Consider the following 17,523-nt stretch of genomic DNA (forward strand, 5'->3'; position numbering starts at 1 on the left):
CTCATAGGCATAACTTGAGTTACCACCCGAAGCACTTGCACTTGAAAAAGTGGGGGCCGATGAACCTGAGCAAATGGTGGCACTGCTGTTTGAAATTGAACCAGCAGACAGGGGTGGATAAACTGTAACGGTAATGGTATTAGAGGGTTCGGAGGTACAACTGGTTGTAACCAATCTTCTAAATTCAGTTGTTGAAGTAAGCGCACCTGGCGAGTAGCTGGCAGATGTGGCTCCACTAATCACTATCCAGTTGCTTCCATTGTAATATTGCCATTGATAGCTGTAAGAGCCTGTACTACCACCGGCAGTGGCAGTACTTGCAAGCGTAGCTGCTGTTGTATTATAACAAATAGTTTGTGCACCCGATATTGCTCCTGGTGTCAACGAAGAGTAAACGTTTACAGTCAGTGTGTTTGAATAGATTGTTGAGCAGCCTGTAGCACCTGATATACGAGCCCTGTATTGTGTTGTTGTAGTCGGAAATACATAGAGGTTGCCAGTGGACCCTGCACTTGACCAGGAACTGCCACCGTTGGTGGATTGTTGCCATTCAACAAAACTCCCAGTATAGGTTACACTTAATAATTTAGATTCACCGGCACAGATAGTCGATGAGTTATTTATTGAAGCAGTTGCCCGATATTTAGAAATTGACTTGGTGTAAGTACCATCATCAGTTTGAAGGGTAATCAAACCTGATGCGGTAGAATTCCATAGAATTGAGACACTTGTTCCATCGGATGCGCCAACAATGGAACCTCCGGTTACAGACCACTGATATGACCAGCTGAAAACAGTAGCTGTATAACTTACCGTTGATGAGGGACAAGCTAAGGATGATCCGTTGATCTGAGCCAATGCGGCTGAAGCGGTTAGTAAAAAAAAAGCTATTAAACCAAATTTCATTTATCTTCAGTTGTTTATTTAAACTACTTTTTAATTAGTTAATGATTCGAAATCTGTCCTGACCTATAGTGTATCTCATTCGCTTGAATAATGTTACCGTCTTTGTCGGAAACAAAACGAAGTCTGCCATATTGGTCATATTTAAAAAACTGATACGTTGCGTTAGCGTCTGATTGTGAGTTTATGCCTCTGCCATAATCATAGCTATAAGAAGAGAAATGAGATAGCCTAGGGTAAACGCGTACATCATCAATTGCAGTGCTTCCTGCAGGTGCCGTTATCGAATTTGAATATGGTACTGCACCACTATACTTCCACTCACCATTTTGTAAATACCAATAATTAATTTCCAACTGTGCTGTACTTTGTGGTTGATAACTCGAAGGCAGCGTATAGGTATTACCACAATAAGCTTTTGTTCCGGACTTAGCCTGCCCCCCCGCAAGGCAACTTGTTGTGCCTTCCTCTTCAAAATTTGTGAAATAAATTTCTGACACATTAGTATTGTCGCAAACAGCTATTAATTGATTAAATGAATCATAAATAAATGATTTCGAAACCCCGCCCCGACTGGTCACCTGAACAATATTAAGATCGTTATCATATTTATATGAAGCATCTTCCTCATAATAGTTTTGGTAAAGATTCTCAATACCATTTTCATTTGTAAAACTTGACTCCGTCAGATAATCAAATGAAACATCCAGTGGTCGAGGCAAAACCATCGAATGCGTAGAAGAAGGCTGATAGAAATAATTGTTATTAATCGGGCCAACTGATCTATAGTTAATAAAAAATCCACCTAATAATTTATTTACAGTGCCTACTTCAAATTTTCTGGCTTCTATAACAGGTTCGGTAATGCCTGCTTGTTGCATCGATTCTATTACGGATCCTGAAACAGCCAACACATCTGATACTCGTTTATATTCGGTGAGTAAGGTTCGATTTCCTGAAATGATTTCCTTTTTCAGTGTTTGTTTTTCAAGATCATATACATAAGAAGTGGTAACTGCCGAACTTAAGCCATTGTAGTAATTTTTCTGGACTTGCTGTTTAAGATACTTGAATCCACCCCATATTTTATAATACTCAAATATGTAGACTGCTTCAATATATACTAAAGGAGCAATATACTCCGGTAACTGCATAGCTCCTCTAATAGCATAGATATGAAATTCATTAGGAGCCAAATTTTCAACATAAAATGCTGAGGTGTTTGCTTCTATTTCATAGGTAAACTCCGTCTCCTGGACCAGCTCCAGTAGAGTTCCATTGCGTCTAAATTGTCTGGATTTTATCATATCTCCACTAAGCCAACTATCATCTGTTTCTGCGTATAGTGAAGAGCCTGGCGTTGTGTGAATTCGATTCATCCAATTAAAATAAATATACTCTGTTTTGCCATTGGTCTCCCCCTGATTATCAACTTGATGAACGCTCACAAAATCGTATACTACTGTGGGTAGAGGATTAATACTTGATGAAGTCCTTCTGTAGAACTGATCGGGAGTTGATAAATGGTTTGCGTTGTGTTGATAAGTGTAGTACCAGTAAGTGGGTCTTCGGAATTTTATGCTATCCTCAGTGGTTGCATATTTGTAAACATATGCTGAGGCCTCTTCACCAAATCCCGCATCGCTAATAATAGACTGTATTCTCAAGCCCCCACAGGCTACAAATGCTTCGGAGGCGTTAAGCGATTGAAACAATTCTTCCAGCCAAACAAAACGAACATGCGTAGACACTGGCTGACCGTTAACAGTGCCTGCTGTTTCAATAGTAACAGTATAGTCAACTCCAGGTTGGGTAGTCATGTCATAATATGAATACTGACTACCATTGCCCGTCAACACTATACTTTGCTGAACATCGTTCTCCATCCACGACACGATAGTACGGCTAAAGGGTTGTCCTTCTTCTTGCTGAAGATCGGTTGTCCGTGTGGAATTAGTCCAGTAAAGGAGACGGACGCGACCAATGTAAGCGATTGAAGGGATGCTCACTACCTGACTGGAGGTCGAGTTCCCGACACATGAAACCACCTCATCCTTCAAAAAGAATTCTGTTTCAGAATTTTCAATCGAATTAAGCTTCACTTTATTCATTTCATAATTAAATGTTCTGACACCTTTTGTCGGATAGGTTATTGTTTTTAGCGAAAAAGCTTTAGCATGTTCTTCCGATGCACCCCTATCAACACCAATCATGTAATCAAACCCAAAAGGAATTAATGATTCATTTTCCTCTTTACCATTATAATAACCCCAGTGATCAATGCCAACATTAAACCTACTTGGTTTATGTGTCAAGTTGTATGCGAACGTGTATGGCTCTGTTCCCTCTTCTTGAATTTTTGTCAACATCATTCGGCTATATCCGCCATAGTTACCTGAATAAAAATCAAAAGGAACACCAGAAATTATAGGAGAAGTACACTGAACGAATGTATGAGTCAGGTCAAAAGTCTTAAGCACTTTTTGTTGGAAGTACACCACAATCTTTTCCAATCTGCCAAGGTTATTGCCATTGGGGAGATCAACTCTTGAGGCTGAATAGAAAAACTTTACGCTATAGCCATTATCACTTGCAATTGAATCTATTACCTTTCCTGAATAAATTATATTCTTTGACCAACATGTTGAAGGAGCAGGATTGGTGGGAATAGATGATTCAGAAAAATTTCTTGATTGAACCACATCCGTATAATAAGAGTAGGAGTAACTCTTATAAAAAAAATTAACGTTTCTATTTGACGGGGATCTCACATGAGATAAATAATATGATGCATTGGCAGCTTCACCAGGAGCCCATACATCACCTCCTGGGCAGGTGTTAGAAACTGACATCAATTCAACATCATTAAACTCGAAAACATAACCTTGCCTATCCTTAACTACTATTCGGGTAGTATCCATACCGTCAATTCGCAATGATGATGATGGAATCGTGTGACCGTTAAACTCATTGTCAAATACAAACTTGCCAGATTTGCCCAAAAAAGAGTAATGATAGAAATCCGGCTCATGATCTGTTCTGTATCTAACTTCAGGGCTATTTGAATTTGAATAGTTAACGACCTCTGATTCAGAATTAAATGTTAATGAACCCGGACCACCATTTATAACACTGGAAATAACACCACCTGCATCTAAAGACCAACCTAGCCCCACTGGACTTGCTAATTCTCTCACTTTAATACCACTACCTGAGTGCCTGATTCTAATGGGGATAGTTATATCCCCTGTGGTAAGTTCGAATAGAGGAATGCTTACATCAGGAATTCCAGTTTTATAATCAACCGGATTATCAACAACACGGGTGATTGAACTGGCTTCAGGGGAAGAAACAACAGGAAGTTTCGGTGCTAATTCTTGATTAAATTGTGTTTGAGCAAAACTTTTATTAACAGAAAATAGAATTAATAATGTGACTAAATATTTATTAGCAGACATAGGGTGGTAGAGATAACGTTATTCTGTATTTCCAAAAATTACTGCATTCGAGCAAGCGGGTCGCAAAAAAATAAAAAGAACCCAACTATCCAAAATAATTATTTGTTAAGTCATACTTTAAAAATAAGGTGCCGTTTTAAAGAAATTTTAAGGTTTATTAAGAATTGAACACCTTAAATTTAAGGTATGTGACACCTCGTGCCTTACTTGAATTTATTGAAGTGCAGCTAAACTTTCAATTTGAACTTTACCGATAATTTTATCTATATCGCCCTACTATACACCATCCGATCCTTCCCAATATTGGCATAAGCATCAAACACCTGACAAATATTTCTGATAAACGTAAACCCCGTCTGGGTTATGCGTACATCATGTTGGTTAATATAAAGAAGTCCTTCTTGTTGCATTTCTCTGAGCACTTCCATGTGCTCATCATCTGTTACCGCTTTAACATCTTCCATATTCGCAAAACCATGACAGCTTAATGAAAGTATAATAGCTTTTCGAAGTCTGTCATCACTTGTATGCAAATGCCCTTTCCACACAGGTAACATTCCCTCCGCTACACTTTGCTGATAGGCTTCTACTTCTTTTCGGTTTTGCGCATAGCCATAGCTTGTCTCGCTGATAGCTGATGCGCCTAGTCCAATCAGGATGTCTGTGTTGGTTGTAGTATAGCCCATAAAATTACGGTGCAGTTTTCCTGAGCGTTGTGCTTTATACAACGTGTCGTGGGGTAAAGCAAAATGATCCATGCCTATCTCTACATAACCCGCCATAATTAATCGCGAGCGACCTGTTTCATATAAAGTTCGCTTGCGTAAGTCACCAGGCAAATCTGCATCTTCATAACCGCGCTGGCCCGGCTTTAACCAGGGTACATGCGCATAACTATAAAAGGAAATACGATCGGGCCTTAACGAAAGCACTTGCTTCATGGTGTCGGCTACACTGGATACAGTTTGAAAAGGCAAACCATAAATAAGATCGAAACTAACAGAGGTAAATCCTCTTTCACGACTTTGTTGCACAACGCGTTCAAGATTCTCGAAAGGTTGTATGCGATGAATCGCCTTTTGTATTTGTGTACTTAAATCCTGTACACCAAAACTGATTCTTTTAAAGCCATGCTTTTGCAACACATCGAGGTGCGCAGCCATGGTATTGTTCGGGTGACCCTCTAAACTAAACTCATGCGCTGGATGAATTGCTACACGTGATAAGAGCGCTGTCAGAAGTTTATCGAGATTCTCTGCACTAAAAAAAGTTGGTGTGCCTCCGCCTATATGTAGTTCTCGTAGTATAGGTTTAGTTTCAAATATACTTTCATACAAAGTCCATTCTTGCATCAGGGCATTAATGTATTTTTCTTCTACCGCATGGTTTTTGGTAATGCGTGTATTGCAGGCGCAGTATGTACACAAGCTTTCACAAAAAGGTAAGTGTATGTATAGACTGATTCCTTTAACTGCATTGCTCTCATCGAAAGCAAGTTTTAGTTTTTGTTGCCAGGTGTGAGCATCGAATGCCTGCGTTTGCCATTGTGGTACGGTTGGGTAACTGGTGTAGCGCGGTACAGGTAAGTCATACTTTTTCAGCAAAGTGGCATAGTCCTTCATAACACAAGTTTAATGAAGGCAAAAGTATACTCACCTGCCCTACTTTGGCGTGAGTGCGATCAGCAGCCATTATGATATAAATCAGCCGAAAAATTTGAACAAAGTAGCTGTTAGTATATTATTCTTCTGTGGCCTTATTCACTTTGCGATACACGTGTGAATGGTAAACATGCCTGCGGGCAAAACGATCGGGTGTGGCTGAATTGATAAATTTATTATAGATGCTTTTGGGCACGCCAAAGAATTCATAACGGCTGCCATCCGCAAAACCAATCTGCAAGGTTTGTCCTTTATACTGGAAATCAAGAAGTCTGGAGGAATTCATGGTTTCAGTATACTGTGGCAATTGTTGCTCATGTGTTTCCGGAGCGATGCTTACCAGTAAATGATAAGCTTCAATAAAAGCCTTGCTTTTCTCTTCGGCTTCGGCTTTCGCCACTTCATTGTCCTGTATCTTGTCGGGATGCCAGTCTTTCATAAAGTTCCTGTAAATAGTTTTCAGGTCCTTTAGGGTCACGTCCTTATCTACACCCAACAGCTTTCTTGATTCAATGATTTTTTTCATGCGGGTGCAAAAATAAACTATTTAGGGATAATAAGCGACTCAGCCCCAATCATTCCAGATGACCGGGGCTGAGTTGAAATATAAGCTTTGCTAAACACATTCAATACCTACAAAAAAAGCCGGCACTTTTTAGTTAGAAGGAATAAACTTTGGCGCCTTACGGTGTTTTGTACTTTGCTCATAAGCATAGGCAATCTCAATCAGAAGTCCTTCTGTCCAGGCAGTACTAAAAAACGATATGCCTACTGGTAACTCATCAACAAAACCCATGGGCAGGGTAATGGCCGGGTAACCTGAAATGGCTGCCAGCGAAGAGCCCCCCCCTATGTAATGATCGCCATTGATCAAATCTGTTTTCCAGGCGGGCGATCCGGTGGGTGCCATCAAAGCATCCAGCTTATTTTCTGTCAATAATTTATCAATTCCGTTTTCACGTGTGGCTTTCAGCATCGTGGCCAGTGCATCCTGGTATTCTTTTGTCTGCAGGTTACCCTTCTCAGCAGCCATCTCTAACAAGCGCTGATCAAAATAGCGAAGCTCAATAGAATCTTTCTTGTTAAATTCAATCAGGTCTTGCATTGTTTTTACAAGTGCCTTATCTCCCAAACCGGCAAAATATTTTTCCAAACCATCTTTAAATTCATACAACAATACCTGAAAAGAAGCACCATTCACACCGCGCTCTAAATTGAAATCAATTTCAACAACTTCAGCACCTTGTTTTTTTAAATCTGCTATAGCGCGCTTCATTAACGTATCCACTTTCGCATGAAAGCCCATACTGTTTTTTAACAAACCGATGCGCTTACCTTTCAAACCATCTGCTTTCAAGAATGGTGTATAGTCTGTCAAATACTTACCCTCTGAAGCCAATGTTTTGTTATCAGCAGTATCAACACCGACCATGCTTCCTAAACTGATCGCTACATCAGCTACACTGCGTGTCATTGGCCCGGGTGTATCTTGTGTAAAGGAAATGGGGATGATACCGGTTCTGCTCAGTAGCCCCACCGTTGGTTTTAATCCTACTAAACCATTATTATTTGAAGGACACACGATAGAACCATTGGTTTCTGTACCTATGGCAAAGGCAGCCAAGTTTGCTGCAATGGAGGCACCTGAGCCTGAACTTGACCCACAGGGATTGCGATCTAGTACGTAAGGGTTTTTGGTTTGTCCTCCAACCCCACTCCAGCCACTAGACGACATATCAGCACGGAAGTTTGCCCACTCACTCAAATTGGCTTTGGCAATAATAATGGCGCCTGCCTCTTTTAATTTTTTCGTGATGAAACTGTTGGATGTTGGAATGGAGTTTCTTAAGACAGTAGCGCCCGCTGTAGTAGGCATATCATCTGTGTCGATATTATCTTTCAAAATAACAGGTACTCCATGCAGGGAACCACGGATTTTCCCCTCCTTTCTTTCTGCGTCCAATACTCTTGCTTCTTCCAACGCTTTCTCATTAATATGAATAATGGAATTAATAGTAGGCCCGCTTTTATCAATACTTTCAATTCTGTACAAATAGTCTGTTACTACTTGTTCACTGGTAAAAGTGCCTTCTTCATAGCCTTTTACTAATTGGCTTATGGTAATTTCCTCCAGGTAACTGGTATCTCTTGCAGGTTTAGCTGCAGGCTGACAAGAAATGGCGAGACCAATCAGAAAGATGAATACATAGTTTAACTTCTTCATAGCATGGTTTTGTCTAATGAAGTAAGATAAATAATTAAAAGCAAAGCTGAATTTTAAAGTGACGAACGAGCCTAATAGGATTTCTTCGGTTTATGGAACCTGTGCGATGATCGCTGGTATCCGATTACCCCATCATTATTCACGCTACTAAACAGGTCAGGTTAAACAAAAAGAATCAGCTTTCAGTCTTCTTCTCTTTTTTGTCTTCAAACAACATACGCACAGAAGGCCCATAGGTATCGTCAAACTGACCTGACTTCATACTCCACAAAAAACTCACTAAGAAAAGTATAGCAATGGTAAGTGAAATGGATATTAATAAAATGATGATGGTCATACACTTTTCTTTAAGATAGAACGAGATACCAAACTAACCGCAATGCTGCTAAAACCTACAACGCTAATGCTACTGATGGGCATCAATATTGCAGCCACCAAGGGTGTGAGGTGACCCGTTACAGCAAAGCTGAGCGAAATAAAATTATAGAAAAAGGATATCGCAAAGGCGGCTTTAAGAATGGTAGTTGAGGCTTTTGCTAAGCGTAAATACAAAGACAGATTCGCTACTTGCGAGCCTTCTAGAATACCATCACAGGCAGGCGTAAACACACCGGCATTATCCGAAACAGATATGCCTACATCGCTTTGCTTCAATGCTCCCGCATCATTCAAGCCATCGCCTAACATCATTACTTGCTTACCTGTTGCTTTCCAGTCCTGAATAAAATTCATTTTATCCTGCGGACTTTGATGAAATAGCAATTGTGCAGTAGCTGGAAATAATTGCTGCATGCGTGTGCGATCACTTTCATTATCGCCCGAGAGCATAGCCACTGGTAAGGTCGCCATCGTTGACAACGTTTCTTTGATACCGCTACGCAAAGTAGTTGTGATCGTAAAATGTCCTTTTACTTCTCCATGAATGGCGACAAAAACATGGGAGGATGTTTGATCCAGTAAAGCATTCGCTCCTACAAAACTGGCTGAGCCAATTTTTATGGACAAGCAAGCAACCTCACCTTCTATACCTTTGCCAGGTCGTTCAACCAAATGTTTAACAGTCCAATGGGCAGTCATCGTCAGGTGTTTCACAATCAACTCACTCATGGGGTGAACCGAAGAAGCTGCCAAGGATTTAACGCAGGATAATTCATGCTCAGTGATGTTGCCCTCAAAGCGTACAGTGGCAGCCCCTTGCGTAAGGGTACCTGTTTTATCAAAGACAAGCGCATTGATACCAGCTATGCGTTCAATCACATCTGCATTTTTTAAATAGAATCCGTGCTTACCAAATACACGCAACATATTTCCATAGGTGAAAGGTGCAGCCAGTGCCAAGGCACAAGGGCAAGCTACAATCAACACCGATGTAAGGATCAACCACACATTACCTGGATCGGCATAATACCAATAGATGGCCGTTGCTATAGAAAAGAAAAGAATGAACCACGTAAAGCGCCTGGCTGCCCGGTCGATTATTTTTTTGTAGCGACTTTCTTTTGGCTTTTGGAAAACAGCATTGTTCCATAAGCTGGTCAGGTGGCTTTGAGACGTTTTCTTTTGCACCTCCAGCATAACTGGCTCACCCAGCAAACGACCACCCGCGTAAACAAGATCGCCTGCCTTTACTTTAACTGGTTTAGATTCGCCAGTCACGAAGCTATAATCAACGTAGGCTTGTGCACTCAACAAAGTTGCATCAGTGGGCACCACTTCCATATTACGTACCTTGATAATATCTCCGCACGCTAAATCATATACAACCACAGGTTTCCACTCCGCACCTGTTTGCTTATGGATAGCCAGCGGAAAATAAGATGTATAGTCGCGATCGAATGCCAGACTCTCATACGTTTTGTCCTGAAACCAGCGTCCGATTAATAGAAAGAAAACAAGACCGCTGAAAGAATCCAGGTAACCAGGGCCGACATGGAAAACAATATCATAGGTACTTCTGAAAAACAGGGCTGCCAACCCTATGGCTATGGGTACTTCAATATTGATCTGCTTTTGTTTAATGCTTGTCCACGTATTTTTAAAATAATCGCTGGAACTGTAGACTAAAACAGGAATTGACAAAATGATATTCAAATAAGAAAACAACTCCTGCAGGTATTGTTCTGAAGTATCAAGCCCCAGGTACTCAGGAAAACTCAAGAGCATGATGTTACCAAAGGCAAAACCAGCCACAGAGAGTTTGGCAATCAGCGGGTGTGTCTCTTTTTGTGATTTTTTATCCTCCAGGTTAATCAAAGGTGCATATCCAACGGAAGCCATACTGGCTGCTATTGTACTCAGTGCTGTCAGGCTGGGATCAAATTCAATGGTTACACGCTTGCGGGCAAAGTTCACCTGCGCGCGTAACACACCCTTGCAGAGGCGTTGCAGGTTTTCTAATAACCAAAGGCATGAGATACAATGAATGGCCGGCACATAAAACTCCACCTTGGCAAAAGTAGGTGACTGAAAAATCAGTAATTTGTCCTTAATACCTTTTTCATCTAAATAGGTAAAGGCATCGTTATCAACCAGATCATGCTTTGTACCAGGCTTTGTGTCATAGGTATAATACTCACAAAGATCATTCTCATGCAGAATGTCATAAACCGTTTGGCAGCCATAGCAGCAAAAGTGTTTACCGTTTTTCTGCAATATATCTTCTTTACAATCCTGTCCGCAATGGTAGCAGACTGTTTGCTCAGTGGTTTTACTAAGCGGTGATTCTTCAACTACCGAATTACTCATTGCGCATCGTATAAGTCCAGATTGGAATGTCTATATGGTTTACCACATCTTCTGCTACACTACCACTTAACACATGCGCCAGGCCCTTACGACCATGTGTGCCCATGGCAATCATATCCGCCTTTATGGAGTGTGCAAAGTTGATAATACCATCTTCTTCATAGAGGTCATTAAAAACATGCACAGTATAATTCTTAAATAAAAATCGTTTTGCGAAATCCTGCAGTCGTTTATTAGTTGTTATATCTCTTGTAAAGTTTGAAGGTGTGTTTATCCAAACAATATGCAGGTTGGCTTTAAAGAAATTCTGCATCGCCTTTACTTTCATCAGCAAATCTTCCTGAATTTCAGTATGCAATGTATTAGGTAATACAATGTCTTTAATGGTGTTTAGTTTTGGATAGCTTTTCACAGCAATAACCGGAACAGGCGAATTACGGACTACTTTCTCTGCATTAGATCCTATCACATACTCTTTAACACCACTGGCCCCCTTGGTTCCCATAATTACCAAATCAATTTTATTCTCTTCAATGTAGCTGAGGATCATTCTGGCGGGGGCACCAAATTGTGTGGTGGTTTTGACTTTATCTTTAGGATCAGCGTATTTCTTAATAAGTTTAGCATACTCCACTTCCGATTTATCTTTTAATTCTTTCAACAAGACTTCTTCGAAAGACATGACTGGCATTAAAACACTGTCGTGCATAACAGGCAATTCAATAACGTGCGTGAGGTGCACTTCGCCCCCAGATTGACGTGCAATATCGATTGCGAACCGAAAGGCATTGACTGCCTGCTTCGAAAAATCACATGGAACTAATATCGTTTTCATGGCTTTGTTGTTTGCTTAGCCAAAAGTAGACTGCTGCATTCTTAAGTTACGTGATTGCCATCAATCAGAAAACTGACAAAAATCAGGAATTCGCTTTTATTAAATGGCAGAAGGCAATGTTAAATAGACAAGGTTGTGTAAGCAATGAAAAATGGACAATGGACAATTGACAATCCAGCGGGTTTTACTGTATCTTCTTAGTAACAAATAGTGGTTAAGAAAAAAGAAACAATGGATAATATAAAAATGACAATTGACAGTGGACAATTGACAATAATGAGAGTTGTATTGAACTAAGGAGTAAGGTTCTACAATTCAATTGTTGCTTGAAGTATCAAAAATTGAAAACGTTTTAGCAGGGTGTATAAAAGAAAAAAATCATGCCGAAGGAAGTGAGGCAATGATGCAAATCAAAACCCTCTTCCCTGGCATGACGGTTTGTACTACTATTAATGATTCAGCATATCAACTTAGATTGCTTCATCATTTCAACACACAATCAACGCAAATACCTCGCAATGACGCGTATTTTCATTTTCAAATCCTCAAATCCCCGAATCAACACATCAATTAGATTGCTTCGTCATTTCATTGCGCAATCAATGCTAATTCTCAATAATTACATGCTTTTTCGTTTTTCAAATTTTCAAATCATCAAATCACCGAATCAACACATCAGCACATCAACACATCAATTAGATTGCTTCATCATTTCAACACACAATCAACGCAAATACCTCGCAATGACGCGTATTTTCATTTTCAAATCCTCAAATCCCCAAATCACCGAATCAACACATCAGCACATCAACACATCAATTAGATTGCTTCGTCATTCCAGCGCTCAACCAAACCCTAATTCCTCGCAATGACGTGAGTCTATTAACGAATCAAAGAATCAGCACATCAACAAATCATCACATCAGCACATCAGCAAATCAATTAAGCTTTTGCAGGCGTTTTAACTTTTCCCATGGCCATCATTTCACGCATGGTACGCTGCATATTTTCTGCTGAACCGTCCAGGAAAATAACATTGCCTTCACCTTCCTGCGCAAAGTGGCGTAATGCCTCTGTCCACATTGAAAACAAAATGAAAGATGAATCTAATTTTGCACTCTCCATTTCTTTTGCCGCATGCGACATACCTTTGGCCACCTCTTCACGGAACAAAGCCACGCCCTGACCACGCAACTGAGCTGCTATGCGCTCCGCTTCTGCTGCGATTTTAATGGCATTACCTTCTGCTTCGGCCGTTTTAGTCTTGGTAATCAATAAAGCCTGCCCTTCATTTTCGGCAGCAGCTTTCAGGTTGTTAGAGGCCACCACCCTGGCCATGGATTTCATAATGGACTCATCAAATGTAATGTCATTCAACTGCAAGTCTATCAGGTGGTAACCCCAGCTCTCCAAGGTTTGGTCAAGTTGCAATTTTACCTCCTGAACAATTTCTGTTCTTAATGAAAGTACTTCTGCCTGTTTTTTAGTCGCCACAAAACTTCGGATGGAGCCTTCAATGGTTCGCACCAATGCCTGCATGAAACTTTTTTCGTCCATAAATTTAAAAGCCACATTCTTAATGGTTTCTTCTTCATGGTTTACTACAGCAAACAATAGCATTGATGTGAAATTAACATTCGCCTGGTCGCTGGTTGTAGCCTGAAATTCTAACTCAACAGACTGATTTTGAATAGAAACCCTGGAATGAATTACTTCAATAAATGGAACGCGTAAGCTTAAACCTGGCCGCAAAATTCTCTGGTATTTTCCAAAGACCGTAATGACGGCAATGGTTCCCTGCTTTACAGTAACGAAAGAAAGGAGCAACAAAAGAAAAGTTAATACTCCCAACAGAATCATGATAACATCAATGTTCATTTTAGATTAATTTGGTTTGTTTGTTTAATAATTATTCTAACCCTGCCAGCCTTTGATAAGTCGGCCAGACCTGATTGTTGTACCTCTATAGTTCAGCTGAAATGCAGGTAACAGGCTTTTGTTAAAAATAAAAATATATTGCCATCGGGTTACCTTTTGCTCAAGTTTTCATCTGCTTAAGCGTAGAAGCTTAAATTACAAGCTTCAGGGTTTTGCTGCTTTAGCAGCGAATGATTATACTTATGCCTCAATTAAAATATATGCAAGCCATTGTTGTCGAGGCGCTCTCGAAAAGTTATGCCAACCCTGTTTTAAAGAATATTTCTTTTACAGTTGAAGCCGGGGAAATTATCGGTTACATAGGCCCTAACGGAGCAGGTAAAAGTACTACCATCAAGATTCTGACAGGACTCATCAACGAATTTGAAGGTAAAGCATCTGTGCTTGGTCTTGATGTAAGAACCGAACCGCTGGAGGTGAAGAGACGCATTGGTTATATACCCGAAAATGCAGCACTCTACGATACACTTACACCACTTGAGTACTTGGACTTTGTGGGCAACTTATATTCACTTGACAAGCACTCCCTTAACAAAAAGTCGAAAGAACTTCTGAACGTATTTGGTTTAGCTAACCACATGGAAGATCGCATGACTACCTTCAGCAAAGGCATGCGTCAGAAAGTATTATTGATTGCCGGTATGTTACACAACCCATCTATTTTATTTCTGGATGAGCCCTTGTCTGGCTTAGATGCCAACGCTGTAATATTGGTAAAAGAGATCTTAAGTCAACTGAAACAGGCTGGTAAAACAATTTTTTATAGCTCCCATATCATGGATGTGGTGGAAAAAATATCTGATCGTATCATGATTATCAATAAGGGTGAACTTATTGCAAATGGAACTTTCACTGAACTCAATTCGCAAGCCCATAGTGGTTCGTTGGAGCAACTCTTTACTGAGCTAACCGGAAACAGGGAGCATGAAAGTGCGGCAGGTCAATTCATCGATATCATCAAACAATAAACATCCATGGATCGTATTCTACTCTTCTTTTTGGATGCACTCAGCTTTATCTATAAAATATTTGGTATCGACTACCATCAGGTAAGATCTATCGTTGCTGTTAAACTCCTGATGGATGGAAGAAGGCCTATGTTATCTATGGGACAGGCATCCTCTAACCGTAGTTACTATTATGCCCTGGTTATTTACTTAATCTTTGGCTTACTGGTTTCCTTTCTTATCTATTCGGTGCCTTCTGTTGTCATATCGATGACTTTCATATTCTCTTATATCATGATTATGTCCATCATGATTCTGATTACAGATTTTTCAGCCGTCTTGCTAGACACCAGTGATAATTCTATTATCCTGCCCAGACCCATCAGCAGCAGGACTTTACTTGCCGCCAGGATAACACACATCGTTTTATACATTGGTCTGCTCACGCTTGCTTTATCTTTGGGTTCTATCATTGCTGTTTTTATTACCTACGGTTTTGCTGGTATTATTTCTTTCTTGTTAGCACTCCTCCTATGCATTCTGCTTTCGGTAACAGTTACAAATGCGCTGTACCTGCTCATTATGCGTTTTACAAGCGAAGAGAAACTAAAAAATACCATTAATTACCTTCAGATTTTCATGACTGTGCTTTTCATGGGAAGCTATCAGTTATTACCACGCTTATTAGGTACTGTCGATTCATTGGAGACTGATTTTATTTTTCATTGGTGGACTTATTTAATACCACCCGTTTGGTTTAGCGCCACGGTGGAAGCTTTCGAAACATTTCAATTTGATCTGACGCATTTACTCTTCATTATACTTGCTTTAGGAGTACCTGTATTAAGTATTTTTTACGTGAGTCGTTTTCTGGCGCCATTGTTTACAGAAAAAATTCAGGACATGGGCACTGAGAGCCACGTTACACTTAAAACAGTTAAAAGTAAAAAATCGTGGACAGAGAAAATTGGAGAACTGATTACTGAACTTGGCCCGGAACGCGCAGGCTATAGTTTAACCAGCAAAGCCATTGGCCGAGACAGGAAACTAAAGCTTAAGCTCTATCCGGCCATTGGCTATTTTATTGTATTGGCTTTTGTTTTTCTTTTCAGGTTCAACGACAACAGTGGTAACATCCTGGAGGGATTGAGAGAAGGCAAAGCTTTTCTGTTACTCATCTATTTCTCAACATTTATTCTTTACGCAGCGCTCTTTGAAATATCCTTTAGTGATAATTTTAAATCGTCCTGGGTGTTTTTCTCTTCCCCGGTAAACCAACCCGGCTATATTTTAAGGGGCTCAATAAAAGCATTGCTAGCCAATCTCTTTATTCCCATCTATGCAGGTATTACTATTTTTTCGCTGGTTATCTGGGGACCAGCCGTTATTGATGATTTGCTTTTTGGCTTGGCCAATAATGTCGTTATCATTCTAAGTATTTCCATACTGAATAAAAAGCATCTGCCTCAAAGTGTGCCCGATGGTGCCAGAAACAGTGGTGGTAATTTTGCAAGAAGCATTATTATGATGCTAACGATGGCGCTATTGGGATTTTTGCATTATGGTGCTATGCAATTAGATGGCTCACTTTGGTTGCTGACACCCGTATTTGCCACCATTGCTTATTTTATGTTCAAGTCTTTCAGTACCATCACCTGGAAAGATCTGCAAGGGGCTTAGAAAAGTGATCGGTGAAAACACCGACCACGGGTTAATTGAGACCATTAAATGTCTACTCCTTCTTAGAGTTTCCCGAAAGGAACTCTGAGGCTACTTTACATAGTATAATCTTAATTCTCAGAGTCCTTACGCTTATGCCCACCCACTTCCCAAGAGACTCTGATGAGGAATAATCGATGAAAACACCGACCACAGGCTAATAGAATGAGGTCTTCAATGAAGACGCAAACCACAAGACATCGTGGGATTGAGTAAATCAACCATACAACAATAAAACAAAATGCGGCACGAGGCCGCATTTACTTTTTTAAAATGTTGGGATATTACAAGTCTGCTTTTTTAAGCTTCAGGTAACTGAAGTAGTTAAAGGCTGTAATCCAGAACAACGCCACGGCTACTGAAGTTACGCTTACATAGTCTTGTATCTCCTGAAAGACGTAACGTGGGAAAGGCATAGCCACCAAATTACTAATCGCTTCCATTGGGAAAAAGGGAATAATAGCTGGGAAGGTGTCGTCAAGATTGGCCTTCACAATAAACTCAATCATGTGCGATAGACTTAACACCACAATGGTTAATCCCGATCGCTGTATTAGTAAGCCCAGCATTAATGCGTAAGATAGAAAGGCAAATATCTCTAAAAAGTAAGCAGCAAGAAAACCGATGTCAGAAAACAGGTAGGATAACTGAAGCTCCGGGGTATAGATTAAACCTGTTAACATGACAATAAAGAAAATCATGAAACAGCTTAGAATACTCAACAGCACATTGGTTAATACCTTCGACATCAAAAATTCGGAGCGACTCAAACCATCTATAATGTTTTGTCTGATCGTACGGTAAGTAAATTCATTCGTTACTGAAATCACCACCATGAAGGCAAGAATCAGCTTGAAGAATCCACTTATATAAATCAGATTTTGCCAGATGTCCGGGAAATGATAGAGTGGAATTCTATCAATATTGATGGAAGCACCAAAGTCGGCACCTTTAGAGGCTAGCCATTTCAGAAACTCCATACCACTGGCCGTAGTAAAACCCAGTGTTAAAAAGTATAAACCACATACTACCCAAAAAGTACGGTAGCTGGTCATTTTTTTTAAATCAATTTTAAGCAAATGAAGCATGGTGC

12 protein-coding genes are annotated in these 17,523 nt (G+C 40.2%); 2 read left to right on the plus strand and 10 right to left on the minus strand.

Going from position 1 to position 17,523, the window contains the following annotated elements; translation table 11 throughout:
- The 9 genes from ACO1XM_RS16230 to ACO1XM_RS16270 all read right to left on the minus strand — a co-directional run.
- A partial coding sequence (locus ACO1XM_RS16230; protein ID WP_486230885.1) for a hypothetical protein occupies nucleotides 1-906 on the minus strand: 906 nt, incomplete at its 3' end.
- 38 nt (nucleotides 907-944) lie between these two features.
- On the minus strand, nucleotides 945-4,361 hold the full coding sequence (locus tag ACO1XM_RS16235) for a hypothetical protein (RefSeq protein ID WP_486230887.1): 3,417 nt from the start codon (nucleotides 4,359-4,361) through the stop codon (nucleotides 945-947).
- Nucleotides 4,362-4,624: 263 nt separating this feature from the next.
- Nucleotides 4,625-5,983 (minus strand): oxygen-independent coproporphyrinogen III oxidase, encoded by a 1,359-nt coding sequence (gene hemN, locus ACO1XM_RS16240; protein WP_486230889.1) that lies wholly within the window; start codon nucleotides 5,981-5,983, stop codon nucleotides 4,625-4,627.
- Nucleotides 5,984-6,101: 118 nt separating this feature from the next.
- Nucleotides 6,102-6,548: a KTSC domain-containing protein gene (locus tag ACO1XM_RS16245; RefSeq protein ID WP_486230891.1), complete on the minus strand. Its 447-nt coding sequence runs from the start codon at nucleotides 6,546-6,548 to the stop codon at nucleotides 6,102-6,104.
- Nucleotides 6,549-6,677: 129 nt separating this feature from the next.
- Nucleotides 6,678-8,246 carry an amidase gene (locus ACO1XM_RS16250; RefSeq protein ID WP_486230893.1) on the minus strand — a complete coding sequence of 523 codons (1,569 nt, stop codon included), beginning with the start codon at nucleotides 8,244-8,246 and terminating at the stop codon, nucleotides 6,678-6,680.
- Nucleotides 8,247-8,421: 175 nt separating this feature from the next.
- Nucleotides 8,422-8,583, minus strand: a complete 162-nt coding sequence (ccoS, locus tag ACO1XM_RS16255; protein ID WP_486230895.1) for a cbb3-type cytochrome oxidase assembly protein CcoS — start codon at nucleotides 8,581-8,583, stop codon at nucleotides 8,422-8,424.
- Complete coding sequence (locus ACO1XM_RS16260) at nucleotides 8,580-10,991, minus strand: heavy metal translocating P-type ATPase (RefSeq protein ID WP_486230897.1); 2,412 nt, start codon at nucleotides 10,989-10,991, stop codon at nucleotides 8,580-8,582. Before ACO1XM_RS16260 ends, ccoS begins: the two co-directional genes overlap by 4 nt.
- On the minus strand, nucleotides 10,984-11,826 hold the full coding sequence (locus ACO1XM_RS16265; RefSeq protein ID WP_486230899.1) for a universal stress protein: 843 nt from the start codon (nucleotides 11,824-11,826) through the stop codon (nucleotides 10,984-10,986). The genes ACO1XM_RS16260 and ACO1XM_RS16265 overlap by 8 nt, the downstream gene beginning before the upstream one ends.
- A gap of 942 nt (nucleotides 11,827-12,768) precedes the next feature.
- A complete protein-coding gene (locus ACO1XM_RS16270; protein ID WP_486230901.1) occupies nucleotides 12,769-13,704 on the minus strand; it encodes an SPFH domain-containing protein in 936 nt (311 codons plus the stop codon).
- A 260-nt stretch (nucleotides 13,705-13,964) separates the two neighbouring features.
- On the opposite strand from ACO1XM_RS16270, the gene ACO1XM_RS16275 reads away from it, so the two are divergent.
- Together ACO1XM_RS16275 and ACO1XM_RS16280 are read left to right on the plus strand one after the other, a co-directional pair.
- Entirely contained in the window at nucleotides 13,965-14,732 is a 768-nt protein-coding gene (locus ACO1XM_RS16275) for an ABC transporter ATP-binding protein (RefSeq protein ID WP_486230903.1), read from the plus strand.
- A gap of 6 nt (nucleotides 14,733-14,738) precedes the next feature.
- A complete protein-coding gene (locus tag ACO1XM_RS16280; RefSeq protein WP_486230905.1) occupies nucleotides 14,739-16,391 on the plus strand; it encodes a hypothetical protein in 1,653 nt (550 codons plus the stop codon).
- 323 nt (nucleotides 16,392-16,714) lie between these two features.
- Here ACO1XM_RS16280 and ACO1XM_RS16285 read toward each other — a convergent pair whose 3' ends face one another.
- Nucleotides 16,715-17,518 carry a hypothetical protein gene (locus tag ACO1XM_RS16285; RefSeq protein WP_486230907.1) on the minus strand — a complete coding sequence of 268 codons (804 nt, stop codon included), beginning with the start codon at nucleotides 17,516-17,518 and terminating at the stop codon, nucleotides 16,715-16,717.
- Between the last annotated feature and the right edge of the window lie 5 nt (nucleotides 17,519-17,523).

The organism is Chryseotalea sp., assembly GCF_057350905.1.

Bases quoted from the DNA above. Each gene is read 5' to 3' on its own strand.
- ACO1XM_RS16260 (WP_486230897.1), bottom strand. From the start codon at position 10,991: ATGAGTAATTCGGTAGTTGAAGAATCACCGCTTAGTAAAACCACTGAG.
- ACO1XM_RS16250 (WP_486230893.1), bottom strand. From the start codon at position 8,246: ATGAAGAAGTTAAACTATGTATTCATCTTTCTGATTGGTCTCGCCATT.
- ACO1XM_RS16285 (WP_486230907.1), bottom strand. From the start codon at position 17,518: ATGCTTCATTTGCTTAAAATTGATTTAAAAAAAATGACCAGCTACCGT.
- ACO1XM_RS16275 (WP_486230903.1), top strand. From the start codon at position 13,965: ATGCAAGCCATTGTTGTCGAGGCGCTCTCGAAAAGTTATGCCAACCCT.
- ACO1XM_RS16270 (WP_486230901.1), bottom strand. From the start codon at position 13,704: ATGAACATTGATGTTATCATGATTCTGTTGGGAGTATTAACTTTTCTT.
- ACO1XM_RS16245 (WP_486230891.1), bottom strand. From the start codon at position 6,548: ATGAAAAAAATCATTGAATCAAGAAAGCTGTTGGGTGTAGATAAGGAC.
- ACO1XM_RS16280 (WP_486230905.1), top strand. From the start codon at position 14,739: ATGGATCGTATTCTACTCTTCTTTTTGGATGCACTCAGCTTTATCTAT.
- hemN (WP_486230889.1), bottom strand. From the start codon at position 5,983: ATGAAGGACTATGCCACTTTGCTGAAAAAGTATGACTTACCTGTACCG.
- ACO1XM_RS16235 (WP_486230887.1), bottom strand. From the start codon at position 4,361: ATGTCTGCTAATAAATATTTAGTCACATTATTAATTCTATTTTCTGTT.
- ccoS (WP_486230895.1), bottom strand. From the start codon at position 8,583: ATGACCATCATCATTTTATTAATATCCATTTCACTTACCATTGCTATA.
- ACO1XM_RS16265 (WP_486230899.1), bottom strand. From the start codon at position 11,826: ATGAAAACGATATTAGTTCCATGTGATTTTTCGAAGCAGGCAGTCAAT.